This window comes from Pseudarthrobacter sp. Hb11 (assembly GCF_059383655.1).
Map to the genome: position 1 here is coordinate 241,631 of NZ_JBWZCM010000003.1, position 16,270 is coordinate 257,900.

Here is a 16,270-nt window from a genome sequence, read left to right on the forward strand (position 1 = left end):
TCAGCTGCTAAACCGGGGCGGCTTCGCTCTTCACTGCCTGGACGAAGGCGCGCACCTTGGCCAGGTCCTTGACGCCCCGGGATGCCTCCACGCCGGAAGAGACGTCCACGCCCCAGGCATGGGCGGCCGTGGATGCGCGACGCACGTTGACCGGGTCCAGCCCGCCCGCAAGCAGCCAGTGGCGTCCCTGAAGTACGGGCATTGCGGCAACGGAAGCGTAATCCCAGGCCTCCCCCGAGCCGGGCACCGCGGCGTCGATCAGCAGGAGGTCCTCGCCCCAGTCTTCGAATTCCTCTGGAGCGGCGCCCATGGTGACTGCCCTGATCAGCTTCATGCCGGCGTCGTGCACTGTTGTTACGTCCTGGCGGGAGCGCGGGCCGTGCAGCTGGATCCATTCGAGCCCGGCAGCGCGGGCGATGGCCACGGCGTCTGCCACGGGTTCGTGGCGGAAGACGCCGATGGGAGAGACTCCCGCGGGGACCTCCGCCAACAACGAGGACGCCTGGGACGGCGTGACAACGCGGGGGCTGGCGGTGAGGACAAAACCGACGGCATCCGCGCCGGCCTGCACCGCTTCACGGACGGATTCGGGCGTACTGAGACCACACACTTTGACAAACATTCCCGGCTCCTTGAGGCTGCTTTGGTGTTATCCCCCCGGAGGAGAGTAGCAGGAACCCTGGGGCGCGGAGGCACCCGTGGCAATTAGGCTGGGCTGATGGAGATCATCCGCTTTGCAGACCTCAAGCCCCAATCCTGGCGCAACGGCGGCGGCGTGACACGCCAACTCGCCACCCACCCCAAAGCCGCTTCCACACAGGACGGATCCTGGGACTGGCGGGTCAGCATCGCGGACGTCAGCAAGGCCGGAGACTACTCGCCGTTCCCCGGCATGGAACGGGTCCTGACCGTGATCGACGGTGAACTCCTGCTGCTCACCGTGGACGGCGCCGAACATCCACTCGAGAAGTACCGCGCATTCCGCTTTCCGGGCGGCGCCAGCACACACGCCTCCCTGCCCACGGGCGACATCCGGAACCTGAACGTCATCACGCGGACCGGAAGCTTCAAGGGCTTCACTTCCATCATTGAGCTGTCCAAAAAGCGCGCGAAACCCCTCTTTGAGGGGCAGCTGGGGATCCTGCTGCAGGGACAGGCAACAGCCGCCGTCGGGACAAATGATCCCGAAACCCTGTCGCGGTACGACGCCGTGGTGGGTTCCGACGTCGACACCCCTGACATCCTGGGCCGCGGCTTCCTGGCCGTCGTGTCGATCGACCCGGTCGAGGAGGGGCCAGGCGGGGAATAGGAAAGCCTCGCCTTTGGGAAGCAGAGCCTTTCCACACTGGTCACTCCCCGCAGCCGTCCCTAAACTCGGCCTATGACCACTTCAACGTTCAATGCGCTCCTGTCCACCCAGATCGGCAACGAGTTCACGGCATCGCAGCAGTACATTGCCGTGGCCACCTGGTTCGCCAACCAGGACCTCCCCCAGCTGGCCCGGTACTTCTACCGCCAGTCCGTGGAGGAACGGAACCACGCCATGATGATGGTGCAGTACATGCTGGACCGGGATATCCCCTTCACCATTCCCGGCGTCCCTGCGGTCCGCAACGACTTCTCCTCCGTGACGGAGCCGCTGGCACTTGCGCTGCAGCAGGAAAAGGAAGTCACCCGCAACATCGAGGACCTCTTCCGGGCTGCCCGGGGCGAGAATGACGCGCTGGGCGAGCAGTTTATGCTCTGGTTCCTGAAGGAGCAGGTGGAGGAAGTCGCGTCCATGACCACGCTGCTGAACATCGCCGAGCGTGCGGACAACCTGTTCGACATCGAAAACTTCATCGCCCGGGAAACCATCGGCGACGGCGGCCGTGACGCGTCCGCTCCCGAAGCTGCCGGCGGTGCCCTCTAGGTTTCCGTCCCGGCCCAACTGGTGAGGTTGGGCACCATCTTTGGCCGACCGGCGTCGGGCGTTGCTACGCTGGAAGCCAAGGCTCCGCGGCGGAGCCTCCGGACGACGGTTCAGTACCCGGCACGCGACAAGACTGGCCAAAGGATCTGTCATGCCGTGGTTAATACTCATTGTTTCCGGTGCCCTTGAAGCCGTCTGGGCGGCAGCCCTGCACCGCGCCTTCCAGGCGTCCGGCCGGCGCCGCATCGCCCCCACATTGCTGTTCCTGGTTTCCGTGGCCGCCAGCACCGGCGGCCTCGCAATCGCCATGCAGTCCATCCCCACCGGCACCGCTTACGCCGTCTGGGTGGGGGTGGGCGTAGTGCTGACCTCCGCGTACGCCATCGTCACCAAGGTGGAACGCCCGACGGCGGCACGCCTCCTCCTGTTGTCCGGCATCGCCGTGTGCGTGGTGGGCCTGAAGGTGGTGGCGTGATGCTGCGGCGTTCGATTCCCTGGCTGGTACTGCTGGCCTCGGCCGTCCTCGAAGCAGTCTGGGCAACAGCCCTCGGCCTGTCCGACGGTTTCACCGAGCCCATCCCCACGCTGGTTTTCGCAGTGACAGCAACCCTGAGCATGCTTGGCCTGGGCATGGCCATCCGCAGCATCCCGCTCGGCACCGCGTACGCCGTCTGGGTGGGAATCGGAGCGGCGCTGACTGTGGGCTGGGCGATGGCCACCGGCGTTGAACCGTTCAGCGTGCTCAAGGTGCTGTTTATTGCCGGGATCATGGGCTGTGCGGCCGGGCTCAAGGTTTTGCCCGGCGGCTCCGACGCCGATAAACCTGAAACTGCAGCCCCTTCCAGCTCCACCGCCCGCTGAATTTCCCAACGTTTCAGGGCGGCCGACGGCGTGTCCCGGCAAAACGCCGTCGAATTCGCCTTCTTGGACGCAATAGGTGGGGAGATCCAGCGGGATCCTGGCTGTGGGTGGGGGCGTTTAGGCTTTTGCCATGGAAGCACCCGAGATTACTGAGGCTGTCGCTGCCCTCCGCCAGTCCTTGGACGGAGGCCGGCGGATACTGCTGGGCATTGCGGGCGCGCCGGGTTCCGGAAAGTCCACCTTCGCCGAATTGATTCGGCAGCAGTTCGGTCCCGACGAGGCCGTGGTGGTGCCCATGGACGGCTTCCACGTGGGCAACACCATCATTGTGGGCACGCCGCTGCGGCAGCGCAAAGGAGCCATCGACACGTTCGACGCCGGCGGCTACCTGTCGCTGCTGCGTCGCCTGGTGCGCCGGGATGAGCCAGTTGTCTACGCCCCTGAATTCCGGCGCACCCTGGATGAACCCGTCGCAGCCTCCATCGCGATCCCCGCGGAAGTGCCGCTGGTGATCACCGAGGGCAACTACCTGCTGGTGGAGCAGGAACCCTGGAAGGACATCCGGGCGCAGCTGGACGAGGTCTGGTTTGTGGACACACCACACGCGTTGCGGCTGCGACGCCTTGTGCAAAGGCACATCTCGTACGGCATGGAACCGGCAGCAGCGGAGGCGTGGGCACACGGACCGGACGAAGCCAACGCCGTCCTGATCCAGGCCACGCGTCCGGCAGCAGACCGGATCATCCCCTGGCACTAGGACTGCCGGAATACAGCAACCCGGGACGGGGTTCTTGGCTTGGATAACTTCAATGATGGGAGCACATTCATGGCAGCACCTATGATTCACCTCGGCGATGGCCTCAATGTCAGCCCGCTTGGCTTTGGCGGCATGGCACTGACACCGGTTTACGGGGACGTGGATCCGGCTGACGCACTCCGGACGCTGCACCACGCCGTCGATTCCGGAGTCAGCTTCATTGACACAGCGGATATCTACGGCGGGGGCAGCAACGAGGAACTGATCGCGCAGCTGCTGAAGGAGCGGCGGGACGAGGTACAGCTGGCCACGAAGTTCGGGCTGGTGGGCTCGCCGGCGGACGGGTACACGGACATCCGGGGCGACGCCGCGCACATCCGGCAGGCAGTGGACCGCAGCCTGCAACGGCTGGGTACGGATGTTGTTGACCTCTACTACATGCACCGCCGTGACCTCCGCGTTCCGATTGTGGAAACCGTGGAGGCCATGGCGGAGCTTGTGCAGCAAGGCAAGGTCAAGCACCTGGGACTGTCGGAGGTGACTGCCCAGGAGCTTGAGGAAGCCACCGCTGTCCACCCCATTGCGGCGGTCCAGAGTGAATGGTCCATCTGGAGCCGCGACGTGGAACGCAACGTTGTTCCTGCCGCGGCCGCCCTCGGCGTAGGTTTTGTGCCTTACTCGCCGCTGGGCCGGGGCTTCCTCACCGGCACCGTTGACGCCTCCAGCCTGGGCGAAAAAGACTTCCGGCGCGGGATCCCCCGCTTCGCCCCGGACGCCGCCAGCGCCAACGAGGCTGTGGTGGCCACGGTCCGGTCCGTGGCGGACGAGCTCGATGCGACACCCGCCCAGGTGGCCTTGGCCTGGTTGTTGGCCCAGGGCAAGCGGCTGAACCTGCCGGTGGTCCCCATCCCCGGCACCCGCAAAAGACACCGGATCGACGAAAACCTCGGCGCCCTCGCCCTGGAACTCACCCCGGCGCAACTGGACGCGCTTGGCGAAGCGTCGGACGCCGTCGTCGGCTCCCGCTCCGCCGACCCCAAGTGGGTGTCCCAGGGCCGCGAGTAACCAGGGCTGCAGACACGCATCCCTAGACTGAAGCCTATGGACTCACTTCTTTACGACCTGCCGGCCCTGACCATCCGCCGGATCTCAGTCAGCGAAATGGAAAACAACGTGTACCTGCTGACGGCCAAAACCAGCGGCGAACAGGTGCTGATCGACGCCGCAGATGACCTTCCGGCCATCCAGCAGCTGCTGCGGGATGCCGCCGGAGACACGTCCGCCGAGCCCGGACTCGCCCTGATTGCCACCACGCACCAGCACTGGGACCACGTCCGGGCGCTGGAGGAGTTGGCGGCAGCCACGGGTGCGCCCACGGCTGCAGGAAAGGACGACGCCGACGCGTTGCCTGTCGCAGTTGAGCGGCACCTTGAGCACGGGGACATCGTGGCCGTGGATGGCTTTGAGCTGACGGCAATCCATCTGCGTGGGCATACACCGGGCTCGATCGCGTTTGTGTACCGGGACCCGGAAGGCCCCACGCACATCTTCTCCGGAGACTCACTCTTCCCCGGCGGCGTGGGCAACACGCAGCAGGATCCAGAGCGGTTCAACCAGCTGATCACCGATGTCAGCGAGCGGCTGTTTGACGCCTACCCGGACTCCGCCGTGGTACACCCGGGCCATGGGAAAGGCACAACCCTGGGTGCTGAGCGGCCGCACCTCGCGGAGTGGCGCGCCCGCGGCTGGTAGAACAACGGTGGTTTGAGCCCGCGGTTTCGACGGGCCCAACCACCGAACAAACTGGGCTCACGCCGCCAGGGTTCCCTGGCCGAGCTTGCGAGGCCAGGGGGCCGGTGGGGACTAGCGGCTGCGGCGTTCGTTCGAAGCCGGAGCCGAAGCGCGGCGCGGGCCGCTGCGGGCGGGACGGCCGGAGCCGCCGTTGCCGGCGGAGTAGGACCCGCCGGAGGTTCCACCAGTGTTGGAGGACCAGACAGCCTTGTTGCCGCTGGTGGCAGCACCTGCACCGGCGGAACGGGAACCGCCGCCGGTCCGGGCACCTGCACCGGCTGCGGCACGCTGGCCAGTTGCCGGGCGTCCGCCGCGCTGGCCACCCGAGGTTGCCGGACGGCCTGAGGAAGCCGGACGGCCGGTCCCGCCGCGGGGAGCGTCGCTGCGGGTTACGCGTGAATCAGTGCGTCCGTCCGAACCGCGGCCGGCCGCTGCACGGCCACCTGCCGCCGGAACGTCATTGCTGTGGGTGGACGCCGTGCCGCGGCCACGTGCGTTGCGGCGGGCGGCTGCTGCTGCGATGGCGCGGTCCTCGTTCTGCTCGCTGACGCGGTCGAAGGCTGCGCGGGCTTCCGTGCGGCCTTCGAAAGCTGCTGCGCGGCGCTCGGCACGCGGAACATCGGTACGCGTGGGCTCGGCGGAAACCCGGCCTCGTCCACCGCGTCCGCCACGTCCACCAGCGGTGGGTGCAGCCTGGCGACGGGCGCGCTTACGCTCGGCGTTGGCACCGGTGGAGGTACCGCCGCCCTGCTGCGCAGCTTTTTTGGCCAGCAGTGCGGCCCGCGTGCGGGGATCGATCTTGTCAGCCATTTCCCCGACCAGTTGGGCAACCAGCGGCGAGTTGGCGGTGACGCGTTCGAAGCTGACCTCGACGCCGGCGGCCTTCATCAGCTTCTTGACGTCTGTCTGCTGCTCGGGGAGGGTCAGCGTGACCACTGTGCCGTCGGAACCGGCTCGTGCCGTACGGCCTGAGCGGTGCAGGTAAGCCTTGTGTTCGGTGGGCGGGTCAACGTGGATGACCAGTTCGACGTCGTCCACGTGCACGCCGCGGGCTGCGACGTCGGTGGCCACCAAAACGCGCACGTCACCGGAGGAGAACTCGGCGAGGTTGCGGTCGCGGGCGTTCTGCGACAGGTTCCCGTGCAGGTCGACGGCGGGGATCCCGGCGTCGGTCAGGGTCTTGGCCAGCTTGCGGGCGTGGTGCTTGGTCCGCATGAACAGGACGCGGCGGCCGGCGCCGGAGGCGAGCTCCACGATCAGCTGCTTCTTGACGGTCTGGTCGTTGACCACCAGGACGTGGTGCTCCATGGTGGTGACCGCGGCCTGCGGATCGTCCACGGAGTGGGTCAGCGGGTTGGACAGGTAGCGCTGAACGATCTTGTCCACGCCGTTGTCCAGGGTGGCGGAGAAGAGCAGGCGCTGGCCCTGGCTGGGGGTCATGTCCATGAGCTTCTTGACCACCGGCAGGAAACCGAGGTCGGCCATGTGGTCGGCCTCGTCCAGGACGGTGATTTCCACGGCCTCAAGGGTGAGGATGCGCTGGCGGATCAGGTCCTCCAGGCGGCCGGGGCAGGCGATGACGATGTCGACGCCGGCACGCAGGGCCTTTTCCTGGCGGGCCTGGGAGATACCGCCGTAGATCACGGTGGTGTTCAGGCCTGCAGCCTTGGCCAGCGGCTCGATAGTGGCGTTGATCTGGGTGGCCAGCTCGCGGGTGGGTGCAAGGACCAGGCCCATGGGACGGCCGGGCTTGCGGAAGTGCTTGGCTTCCCGCTCAGCGAGTCGTGCCACAAGCGGGATGGCAAAGGCGATGGTCTTGCCGGAGCCGGTGCGGCCGCGGCCCAGGACGTCGCGTCCGGCCAGGGTGTCAGGGAGGGTCTTCACCTGGATGGGAAACGGCTCGGTGATTCCCTGTGCGGTGAGGGTTTCAGCAAGGGCTTTGGGCGTGCCGAGGGCAGCAAAAGTAGTCAAAGTCAAAGGTCTTTCAGGCGGTATCCGTGCGGATATCGGCCCCCGACGCCGGTTGGCCAAGGGGGTTCGCCGAAGAAAATTCAGGTGATCAACCAGCCTGCTGCCGCTTATGCAAAGCGGCGGCCGGGACCAAATGGAACGCGTTCATCGACGCAGGATGTGCCTCTCACATGAAAAAAGCCCCGTCCCCTAAATGAAGGGGTACATGGGCATCACTGCACATCAAGTTCCACCAGTCTAGCATCCCGCGCCCACTCCCCTTGTCCTCCCCCTTTCCACCCTCTTCCCAGCCCCTTCCGGTGGGCGTTGCCATCACTGTCTTCGCGGGGCAGGGTGGAGGCATGACTGAACACGCGTTCCACCAGCATGAAGCAGACTCTCCCGGCTCACACCAGGCAGCGCACGACGCCGGCCCGGGCCTTTCGGGAAACGGCGACGGCCAGGGAATCAGGGACGCCGCCGCCCTGTGGGATGAGCGGTACCGCAGCAAACCCCAGATCTGGAGCGGCAAACCAAACCCGCAGTTGGTCCGGGAGGCCGGCGGGCTCAGGGCGGGACATGCGCTGGACCTGGGGTGCGGCGAAGGTGCGGACGCCATCTGGCTTGCCCAGCACGGCTGGACGGTTACCGCCGTCGACGTTTCCACCGTTGCACTGGAGCGGGCGCACGGGCACGAGAAGGCCGCCCTGGCGCGGGAGAGCGTGCACGCTGCCGAGGGGGCCATCGCGAGCCGGATCCGCTGGCAGCAGGCCGACCTCGAGGAATGGCAGCCCGACGGGTCGTACGACCTGGTGACCTCACAGTTCCTCCACTCCCAGGAGCTCGCCTGGGAGCGGCCCCTGAAAACGGCCGCGGCAGCGGTCAAACCAGGCGGGACATTGCTGGTGGTGGGCCACCATCCGGACCGGCTTCCGCCGTGGGGCGGTGGCCACACAACGCACGAAATGTTCTACACCGGGGAGCAGCTGGTGCAGGAGCTGGGACTGGATGGCCCTGGCTGGCAGGTGGAAGTGCAGACCAGCAGGGAGCGGCCGGTGACCGGCCCGGACGGGCAGCAGGCCACCATCGCAGACGTGGTGGTCCGCGCCAGCCGGCTGACCTGACGTCAAGCCCCGAGCTGGTCTTTGCTGGTGACCCTCGGAGCAACCCCCACCGCGGCTACGGCGACCACGGCGGCCAGCCCGAAGACCCCTGCGAAGGATTCCGTCGTCGTCGTGAAAACTGCGAACACGATGCCGGTGGTGGCCAGCGCCAGCGCGCCGCCCAGGGAGTCCGAAATTGACATGGCGGAGCTGTTGAAACCCTCGTCTTCCTTGGCGGACAGGGCCAGGGTCATCACGCTCAGCCGGGGATAGAGCAGGCCCATGCCGCCGCCGGGGATAGAGCAGGCCCATGCCGCCGCCGGCGAAGATCCATCCCATGATGGCGACGGCGGCCGGCCAGTGCAGCGCGGTGGTGGCCAGGGCGAGGACAACAGCGCCCAGCACCATAAACGCGCCGATGCGGATGGCGCGGCGATGGGGCAACCTTGCACCGAGCCGGCCCTGGACTGCCGACGCGCCTGCCCAGGCGAGCGCTCCACCGGTGAGGGTGAGACCGGCAAAGGTTGGCGAAAAGTCGTACTGCTCAATCAGCAGGTACGGCAGATAGACCTCGGCGCCGAAGAACGCAGCCGAGGCGAGCCCGCGGACCAGGATGACGCTGGGCAGTCCGCGCCGGGCGGTGAGCGTACCCAGCGGCACCAGCGGCCGCACGGCCACCAGGGCAATCACGACGGCGGCCACCGCCAGGAGCGCCGGCGCTGCGCTGAACCCCGGGACACGAACTTCCCGCGAGAGGTTGAGCCCCAGTACCGCGAGCGCCGCGAGGGTGGCCCAGGCAAGCCGGTCGAAGGCCCACGGGATGGGTGGCGGCTGCGCATCGGTACGTTCCTTGGCGCCATGTCCCTTAACTGGCGGCACGCCCCGCAACACCGGCGCGATCATCACCAGCGCCGGAATGACCAGGCCCACCACGCCCAGGAACACCCAGTGCCAGCTGAACACCTGCGCCACAATGCCGGCGGCAAACGGGCCCACCAGGGACGGGATCACCCAGGCCGCGGAGAAGGCCGCGAAGATCTTGGGGTGGAGCAGCGCTGGATAGATGCGGGCCACCAGGACGTACAGCGCAACTGTCAGGGCGCCGCCGCCGAGTCCCTGCACCAGCCGCCCAGCCACGAGCAGCGGCATGGAGACCGCGGTGCCCGCGATCAACAAGCCAATCACAAACAAGGCCACGGATGCGTAGAGGGGGACGGCGGGGCCACGGCGGTCGGACCAGTTTCCGGCCGCGACCATGCCGATCACGCCGGTTGCGAGCGGCCCCGCGAAAGCCAGGGCGTAGAGCCCTGCGCCGTTCAGTTCGCGGCTCACCACCGGCATGATGGTGGTCACCGCGAGGGACTCGAACGCGGCCAGGAACACCAGCGCGCAGGCACCGATGGTCACCCACAGGTACGGCCTCTGCAGGATGCCGGCGTGGGGGCCGGCGGCTGAAAGGGTTGTCTCGCGCACGCTTCTGGCCCGATCGGTTGTCTTGGATGTGTTCCACAGCATAACGGCCGGCACTGACAGGCCCGGCACGGACAGGCCCGGCTTCTGGCAGGCCTAGCCGGCGCTGGCCACCGCCGCGGGGACGATGACCCGGCCTGTGGCCGTGGAGTCCTGGTTCAGCATCCAGCCCACCCGCTTGACGGTGCTGAGCATCACCACGCTTTCAACGAGTTCGATCCCGGGAATCCGCTGCTGCAGGGCAAGTTCCGCATTCAGCACGTCAGCGAGCGACTGCAGCCACATGATGATCACAAAGTTGGTGCGGCCTGTGGTTGAGGCGCTGAGCCGTACATTGCGGAGGCCGCGGAGCTCGGCGGCAGCCGCCTCATGGTGGCCGGCGGGGACGTTGGCGAACCATTGGCAGGTCACCGGATAGCCAGAGAACTTCTGGGCCACTTCGCAGCGGAAGGAGAGGACCCTGCTGGCGAGGACCCGGTTCAGCTGGCGCTGCACGGTGGCCGGATGCCGGCCGAGCGCCCGGGCGATCTCAGCCGCCGTCGCCCGCCCGTCCCTCGCCAGGAAAGGAAGCAGCGCCAAGTGGCTCTCCGGCAGGGGCTCGACGACGGACTCCGGAGGTGCCGACCCTGCTGCTTCCGGTCCGGCCTTGGCCTGCAACGCCGAGGTTTGCGCCCGGTTGAGTACATTGAGGCGCCAGGCGTAACCGCCGGAGTGCAGCCTGGTGCAGAGCGCCGTCTGGTACTTCAGCAGTCCATCGATGTCCTTGAGCCGGGGAGCCACGGCCGTGGTGAACTCCTCAAGGGACTGCGTCAGGACCGTCAGCATAAGGTCGCGGTTGCTGGCCGCCTCCTCGATGGTGACGATCTGCGGCACCGCCGCGAGGGCCTCGGTCACCTCTTCGCGGCGGTGCATTTCACAGTCGACGTCGACCAGCGCCAGGCACATCTGCTTTGGGTCCCCCATCAAATGCGCCGTCACCCACGCGGCGCCGGACTGGCGCACCCGTTCCCACCGCGCGGCCAGCGTGGTGGCGTGAACGCCCAGAATCTCACCGGCGTCCGCCCAGCTGATCCTTGGCGCGATCTCCAGCGCGTTGATGAGCGCGAGGTCCTCCTCGGTCAGTTCCATGGTCCCCAGTCTTCCGCAGGCGTGCATGAATACAGGAGCAGGAGGAACTCCACTGCATTTTTCGAGGAGATCTGTTGCATGTGAGTCATGTCACCCCACACTGGACTAAACCCATTTTTGGAGGAGTAGGAATGACCATCACGCGCGCGGCCAGGGAACTTCAGCCCGAATTGATCCGGTTCCGCCATGCGATGCATCAGGAGCCGGAAATCGGCCTGGACCTGCCTCGGACACAGGAGAAAGTCCTCAAGGCATTGGACGGGTTGCCCTACGAAATAGCGCTGGGCAAGGAAACGACGTCGGTTACGGCCGTGCTGCGCGGCACGGGGCCCTCGGCTGCTGCCAGGGATGCTGAGGCAGCCGGCGCGGCTCAGCCCCCGCGGCCGTCCGTCTTGCTCCGCGCGGACATGGACGGCCTGCCGGTCCAGGAAAAGTCCGGCGTGGACTACACCTCCCGCGTGGACGGAACTATGCACGCCTGCGGCCACGACCTCCATACGGCGATGCTTACGGGCGCGGCCACGCTGCTGGCCGAGAACCGGCACCGCCTTGCGGGCGACGTCGTCCTGATGTTCCAGCCCGGCGAGGAAGGCTTCGACGGCGCCAGCTACATGATCCGGGAGGGTGTGCTGGAGGCGTCCGGCCGGCGCGTCAACGCCGCGTACGGCATGCACGTGTTCTCCGCCCTGGAACCGCACGGCACCTTCGCTACCAAACCCGGCGTGATGCTTAGCGCCTCCGACGGCCTGGTGGTCACCGTACTCGGCGCAGGCGGCCACGGTTCCGCCCCACACGCTGCCAAGGATCCCGTGACCGCGGCCGCCGAAATGGTCACTGCGCTGCAGGTGATGATCACCCGCCAGTTCAACATGTTCGATCCCGTAGTCCTCTCCGTGGGCGTCCTGCACGCCGGGACCAAGCGGAACGTCATCCCGGAAACGGCACGGATCGAGGCCACCATCCGGACCTTCTCCGAAGCCTCGCGGCAAAAACTGATGGACTCCATTCCCCGCCTCCTGCGGGGGATCGCATCGGCGCACGGCCTTGAGGTCGACGTCGACTACCAGCAGGAGTACCCGCTCACCATCACGGACGAGGATGAAACCCACACAGCCGAGAAAGTCATCACCGAGATGTTCGGCGATGCACGGCTTTCCCGTTGGGCCACGCCGCTGAGCGGTTCGGAGGACTTCTCCCGGGTGCTGGCCGAGGTGCCCGGCACGTTCATTGGCCTCAGCGCCGTCCCCCGCGGCGTTGACCATGCCGCCTCGCCGTTCAACCACTCACCGTACGCAACGTTCGACGACGGCGTGCTGGCGGACGGTGCCGCCCTCTACGCGGAGCTCGCCACGCAGCGCCTCGCCGCGCCTTCGCAGTCCCCCACCAACTCCTGATCCACCTTTCCAGGAAGAGAACTTCGATGACGTCCACCATCAGCACCCAGCGCACTGAGCGCGCAGCAATGCGGAAGACCCTCGTGGGTACCGGAATCGGCAATGCCGTCGAATGGTACGACTGGGCCATCTATGCAACCTTCACCCCCTTCATCGCCAGCCAGCTGTTCAGCAAGGCGGACCCGGCGTCGGCCGTTCTGTCTACGCTGGCGATCTTCGCCGTCGGCTTCGTTGCCCGGCCCTTCGGCGGATTCCTGTTCGGCTGGATCGGTGACCGGGTGGGCCGCAAGACGTCCATGACCTTGGCCGTGGGCCTGGCATCGCTGGGCAGCCTGATGATCGGCATTGCGCCCACGTTCGCAAGCATCGGCGCCTGGGCATCACTGATGCTGCTGGTTGCCCGGCTGGTCCAGGGCCTTGCGCACGGCGGTGAGCTGCCGTCGTCGCAGACGTATCTCTCCGAGATGGCGCCGAAGGAAAAGCGCGGATTCTGGGCCACCCTGATCTACACGTCCGGGACGGTGGGCATCCTGTTCGGCACGCTTCTTGGCGCCGTCCTGAACATGGTGCTCAGCACGGAGGCCATGAACGCGTGGGGCTGGCGCATCCCGTTCCTGATCGGCGCGGCGCTGGGGCTCTACGCCCTGATCATGCGGTCCAGGCTGCACGAGACCCAGGCCTTCGAAAGCGAATCAGCCGGCGAGAAGCGCGCGCCGATCTGGCCGCAGATTGTCCGCCACCGCAGGCAGGCCCTGCAGGTCATCGGCCTGACCGTCGGGCTTACGGTGATTTACTACATCTGGGGCGTCGTTGCCCCGAGCTACGCCACCACCGCACTGAAGATCGACCGCGGCGAAGCCCTCTGGGCCGGCGTCATCGGCAACATCGTATTCATCGCAGCGCTGCCCTTCTGGGGCAAACTGTCGGACCGGATTGGCCGCAAGAAGGTACTCTGGTCCGGCGCCATCGGGTCCGCCGTCATGCACTTCCCCATGACCTGGCTGCTCAAGGATTCCGCGTGGCAGCTGGCTGTCGGCATGTCCGTGATGCTGATCTTCATCGCCGCGAGCGCCGCCATTGTTCCGGCCGTGTATGCCGAACTTTTCCCCACCAGCATCCGCACCGTTGGCGTGGGCGTCCCGTACTCCATCTGCGTGGCGCTGTTCGGCGGCACCGCGCCGTACCTGCAGCAGTGGCTGGGCACTACCCTCCAACTGCCGGACCTGTTCAACGTTTACGCCGTGCTGCTGCTCGTGGTCAGCGCCCTGTTCGTGTTCACCATCCCGGAAACGAAGGGCAAGGACCTGACGCACTAGTTTTCCCAAGTAAGTAGCAGCAGGTGTCGTTATGAGCGCTCATAACGACACTTACTGCTACCCCGTTGGGTCCCCGACGAACCGGTTCCGGCCGGCGCGGTAGCCGAAAACCGCCGCGAGCAGGCCCACTGCCAGGAAAAGGACGCCAGCCGCTGCGAACGATCCGGTGGCCTGGTGCAACTGGCCCACCAGAAGCGTTCCCGATGAACCAAGGCCGTAGCCCACGCCCTGCATCATTCCGGACAGGTGCGCCGCCGTGTGCCCGTCCCGGGTCCGGAGCATGATCATGGTCAGCGCCACGGCGGTGAGGCTCCCCTGGCCGAGCCCCAGGAGTCCGGCCCACACCCAAATCAGCTCGAGCGGCCCGAAGATGCTGAGTGCGAAGCCGCCGCCGGTCATCAGCGCCACCACCATGTTGATGGCCCGCTGGTCCCGGAAGCGTGCAGCCAGCGCGGGCGCGAAGAGCGAGCCGAGCATCTGCAGCACAATACATGCGGACACGATCAGCCCCGCCGTGGCACCGTCCACACCCCTTTCCCGCAGGATGGGTGCCAGCCACGCGAACACGCTGAAGGACATCATCGCTTGGAGCACCATAAAGATCGTGACCTGCCACGCGACTGCCGACCGCCAGACGTTTACCCCCTCCCTCACCGCCTGGTGCCGGATGGGGTGCTGCCGGACTGCCACCGGCAGGAACAGGACAAGGACGACGGCGGCAGGCAACGCCCAGAACCACAGCGCCAAAGTCCACTCCCCCGTCGCCTTGTACAGCGGGTAGGTGAAGCCGGCGCCGAGGGCGGCAGAGGCGCAGATGGCCGTGGTGTACAGCCCGCCCATCAGGCCAAGCCGGTGCGGGAAGTCGCGTTTGACCAGCCCTGGCAACAGCACATTGCACAGGGCGATGGCGGCACCGCAGGCCGCTGTTCCTGCCAGCAGTGCGGGCAGGTGGGCCGGTCCCGGCGGGCCGGGAACCTGCAGCCATGGGAGCTCGACCGGCCGGAGCAGGAGTCCCGCAGTGAGGACCGCCATCGCACCGAGGAGGACGCGTTCGGCGCCGAAGCGGCGGGCCAGGACCGGGGCAAAGGGCGCGAAGACGCCCAACAGCGTCACCGGAACAGTGGTCAGCACTACCACCGCCCAACCTGGAAGTGCGGCCTGCGAGGTGACCTCGGGAAGCACCGCTGAGAAACTGGAGAAGACCGTGCGCAGGTTCAGACCAATCAGGACAAGGCACAGGCCCAGGTAAACCAGGCCCCTCCGGCTTCCAACCCGGGTTGGTTCCGGCGCCGGCAACTCATCAATTTCAGCGTCCACCAGGTTGCCGGGCCGGGGCAGATTGTCCGGCTGGGGCTTTCCCGCCTGCCCTCCAGGCTGCTGCTTTTGAGCCGCAGCGTTCGTCGCTTCCGTCACCTGCCCATTCTTGCAGGAGCCTGACGCACGAATTATCCACATAGCGGCGGTCTACGCTGTTGAAGCCCTCGCCGCCTGGACCCCTCGCCGGACCGGTCATCCGTCGCGTTTGCGTTGTGCGTCGCCGGCTTGGTCGTTGCCCTGGCCATCGGCCCGGCGCTGGACCAGCTGGGGAACTGATGATTGCGCCGTTCTTACGCCGGTATTCTGGAAGGGATGAGCGAATCCCCAGAATCACCGCAGCCGGAACACGTCCCGAGGCCGGTGACCCCGGGCACCCAGGCGTCCTTCGGCACCTACGGAGGCCGGCCCGTCAGCTTTGTCCGCCGCGGAACCCGGCTGCAGGGCCGCCGGCAGGCCGCATGGGAAGAGCACGCCGAGCGTTGGGCTGTCGACGTGCCCCGCCACGTCGCGAACACGTCGGTCCACCCGGACTACACTTTCGACGCCGAGGCGGAGTTCGGCCGCAAGGCACCCCTCATCGTGGAGATCGGTTCCGGCCTGGGTGACGCCATTTGCCATGCCGCCGAAGAGAACCCGGACACTGATTTCCTGGCAGTGGAGGTCTACACCCCCGGACTTGCGAACACCATCATCAAGATCAACAGCCGCGGGCTGAGCAATGTCCGGGTGGTGGAGGCCAACGCGCCGGAAGTGCTGGCCAGCATGCTTCCGGCAGGTTCCGTCAGTGAACTTTGGGTTTTCTTTCCCGACCCGTGGCACAAGTCCCGGCATCACAAGCGGCGCCTTATCCAGCCGGAATTCGCGGACCTCGCGGCCCGCGCGCTTAAACAGGGCGGGCTCTGGCGGATTGCCACTGACTGGTCCAACTACGCGGTCCACGTCCGCGACGTCCTGGCGGATTCGGAAGACTTCGAGAACCTGCACACCGGCGAGCGCCGCGGACCGGAAAGCCCACTGACCCAGGTGTGGCAGTCCGGCGTGGAATCAGTGGTGGGCGGGGCGCCGGTCCGTGAAGGCCGCGCTCCCGTCAGCACAGAACACACCGGGCCCAACGAGGGCGTGGACGAAACGGGTGGTTGGGCGCCGCGGTTCGAGGGCCGGATCAGGACCAGCTTCGAGGGCAAGGCCCACGAAGCCGGGCGGCTCATCTTCGACCTCTGCTACCGCCGCCGATAATTCCAGCGCCCTCACACATTCAGCACTGCTGGATC

Annotated in this window: 15 protein-coding genes, 1 pseudogene and 1 riboswitch; of the genes and pseudogenes, 11 read left to right on the forward strand and 5 right to left on the reverse strand. The window is 66.8% G+C overall.

Annotation, left to right across the window (positions count from 1 at the left end; all coding sequences use genetic code 11):
- Window positions 1-7: 7 nt before the first annotated feature.
- Window positions 8-622, reverse strand: coding sequence for a phosphoribosylanthranilate isomerase (locus AC50X7_RS07735; RefSeq protein ID WP_494978465.1), 615 nt, complete (start codon window positions 620-622; stop codon window positions 8-10).
- Between the two features lie 96 nt (window positions 623-718).
- On the opposite strand from AC50X7_RS07735, the gene AC50X7_RS07740 reads away from it, so the two are divergent.
- The 7 genes from AC50X7_RS07740 (at window position 719) to AC50X7_RS07770 (ending at window position 5,282) form a co-directional block, all read left to right on the forward strand.
- On the forward strand, window positions 719-1,309 hold the full coding sequence (locus AC50X7_RS07740; protein WP_494978466.1) for a HutD/Ves family protein: 591 nt from the start codon (window positions 719-721) through the stop codon (window positions 1,307-1,309).
- 72 nt (window positions 1,310-1,381) lie between these two features.
- A complete protein-coding gene (locus AC50X7_RS07745) occupies window positions 1,382-1,912 on the forward strand; it encodes a ferritin (protein ID WP_307093624.1) in 531 nt (176 codons plus the stop codon).
- 76 nt (window positions 1,913-1,988) lie between these two features.
- Window positions 1,989-2,054: riboswitch (guanidine-III (ykkC-III) riboswitch) on the forward strand.
- 9 nt (window positions 2,055-2,063) lie between these two features.
- Window positions 2,064-2,387: a DMT family transporter gene (locus tag AC50X7_RS07750; protein ID WP_494978467.1), complete on the forward strand. Its 324-nt coding sequence runs from the start codon at window positions 2,064-2,066 to the stop codon at window positions 2,385-2,387.
- A complete protein-coding gene (locus AC50X7_RS07755; protein WP_494978601.1) occupies window positions 2,387-2,773 on the forward strand; it encodes a DMT family transporter in 387 nt (128 codons plus the stop codon). The genes AC50X7_RS07750 and AC50X7_RS07755 overlap by 1 nt, the downstream gene beginning before the upstream one ends.
- Before the next feature lie 130 nt (window positions 2,774-2,903).
- Entirely contained in the window at window positions 2,904-3,530 is a 627-nt protein-coding gene (locus AC50X7_RS07760; protein WP_494978468.1) for a nucleoside/nucleotide kinase family protein, read from the forward strand.
- Window positions 3,531-3,599: 69 nt separating this feature from the next.
- Window positions 3,600-4,595 carry an aldo/keto reductase gene (locus AC50X7_RS07765; protein ID WP_494978469.1) on the forward strand — a complete coding sequence of 332 codons (996 nt, stop codon included), beginning with the start codon at window positions 3,600-3,602 and terminating at the stop codon, window positions 4,593-4,595.
- A 36-nt stretch (window positions 4,596-4,631) separates the two neighbouring features.
- Window positions 4,632-5,282 carry an MBL fold metallo-hydrolase gene (locus tag AC50X7_RS07770; RefSeq protein ID WP_494978470.1) on the forward strand — a complete coding sequence of 217 codons (651 nt, stop codon included), beginning with the start codon at window positions 4,632-4,634 and terminating at the stop codon, window positions 5,280-5,282.
- 111 nt (window positions 5,283-5,393) lie between these two features.
- Here AC50X7_RS07770 and AC50X7_RS07775 read toward each other — a convergent pair whose 3' ends face one another.
- Entirely contained in the window at window positions 5,394-7,292 is a 1,899-nt protein-coding gene (locus AC50X7_RS07775; RefSeq protein WP_494978471.1) for a DEAD/DEAH box helicase, read from the reverse strand.
- A 341-nt stretch (window positions 7,293-7,633) separates the two neighbouring features.
- Between AC50X7_RS07775 and AC50X7_RS07780 the strand changes: the two genes are divergently transcribed.
- Window positions 7,634-8,395 (forward strand): SAM-dependent methyltransferase, encoded by a 762-nt coding sequence (locus AC50X7_RS07780; RefSeq protein ID WP_494978472.1) that lies wholly within the window; start codon window positions 7,634-7,636, stop codon window positions 8,393-8,395.
- A gap of 2 nt (window positions 8,396-8,397) precedes the next feature.
- Here the strand turns inward: AC50X7_RS07780 and AC50X7_RS07785 are convergent.
- Window positions 8,398-9,847: pseudogene (locus AC50X7_RS07785) on the reverse strand (MFS transporter).
- A gap of 93 nt (window positions 9,848-9,940) precedes the next feature.
- The gene (locus AC50X7_RS07790; protein WP_494978473.1) at window positions 9,941-10,972 is read right to left on the reverse strand and encodes an Lrp/AsnC family transcriptional regulator; all 1,032 of its coding nucleotides are present in this window, start codon (window positions 10,970-10,972) and stop codon (window positions 9,941-9,943) included.
- A 131-nt stretch (window positions 10,973-11,103) separates the two neighbouring features.
- Here AC50X7_RS07790 and AC50X7_RS07795 point away from each other — a divergent pair, with 131 nt between their 5' ends.
- Together AC50X7_RS07795 and AC50X7_RS07800 are read left to right on the forward strand one after the other, a co-directional pair.
- The gene (locus AC50X7_RS07795) at window positions 11,104-12,366 is read left to right on the forward strand and encodes a M20 metallopeptidase family protein (protein ID WP_494978474.1); all 1,263 of its coding nucleotides are present in this window, start codon (window positions 11,104-11,106) and stop codon (window positions 12,364-12,366) included.
- A gap of 26 nt (window positions 12,367-12,392) precedes the next feature.
- Window positions 12,393-13,682 (forward strand): MFS transporter, encoded by a 1,290-nt coding sequence (locus tag AC50X7_RS07800; protein WP_494978475.1) that lies wholly within the window; start codon window positions 12,393-12,395, stop codon window positions 13,680-13,682.
- A 57-nt stretch (window positions 13,683-13,739) separates the two neighbouring features.
- Here AC50X7_RS07800 and AC50X7_RS07805 read toward each other — a convergent pair whose 3' ends face one another.
- Window positions 13,740-15,095: an MFS transporter gene (locus AC50X7_RS07805; protein WP_494978476.1), complete on the reverse strand. Its 1,356-nt coding sequence runs from the start codon at window positions 15,093-15,095 to the stop codon at window positions 13,740-13,742.
- Window positions 15,096-15,311: 216 nt separating this feature from the next.
- Here AC50X7_RS07805 and trmB point away from each other — a divergent pair, with 216 nt between their 5' ends.
- Window positions 15,312-16,235 carry a tRNA (guanosine(46)-N7)-methyltransferase TrmB gene (gene trmB, locus AC50X7_RS07810; RefSeq protein ID WP_494978477.1) on the forward strand — a complete coding sequence of 308 codons (924 nt, stop codon included), beginning with the start codon at window positions 15,312-15,314 and terminating at the stop codon, window positions 16,233-16,235.
- The last annotated feature ends 35 nt before the right edge of the window (window positions 16,236-16,270 follow it).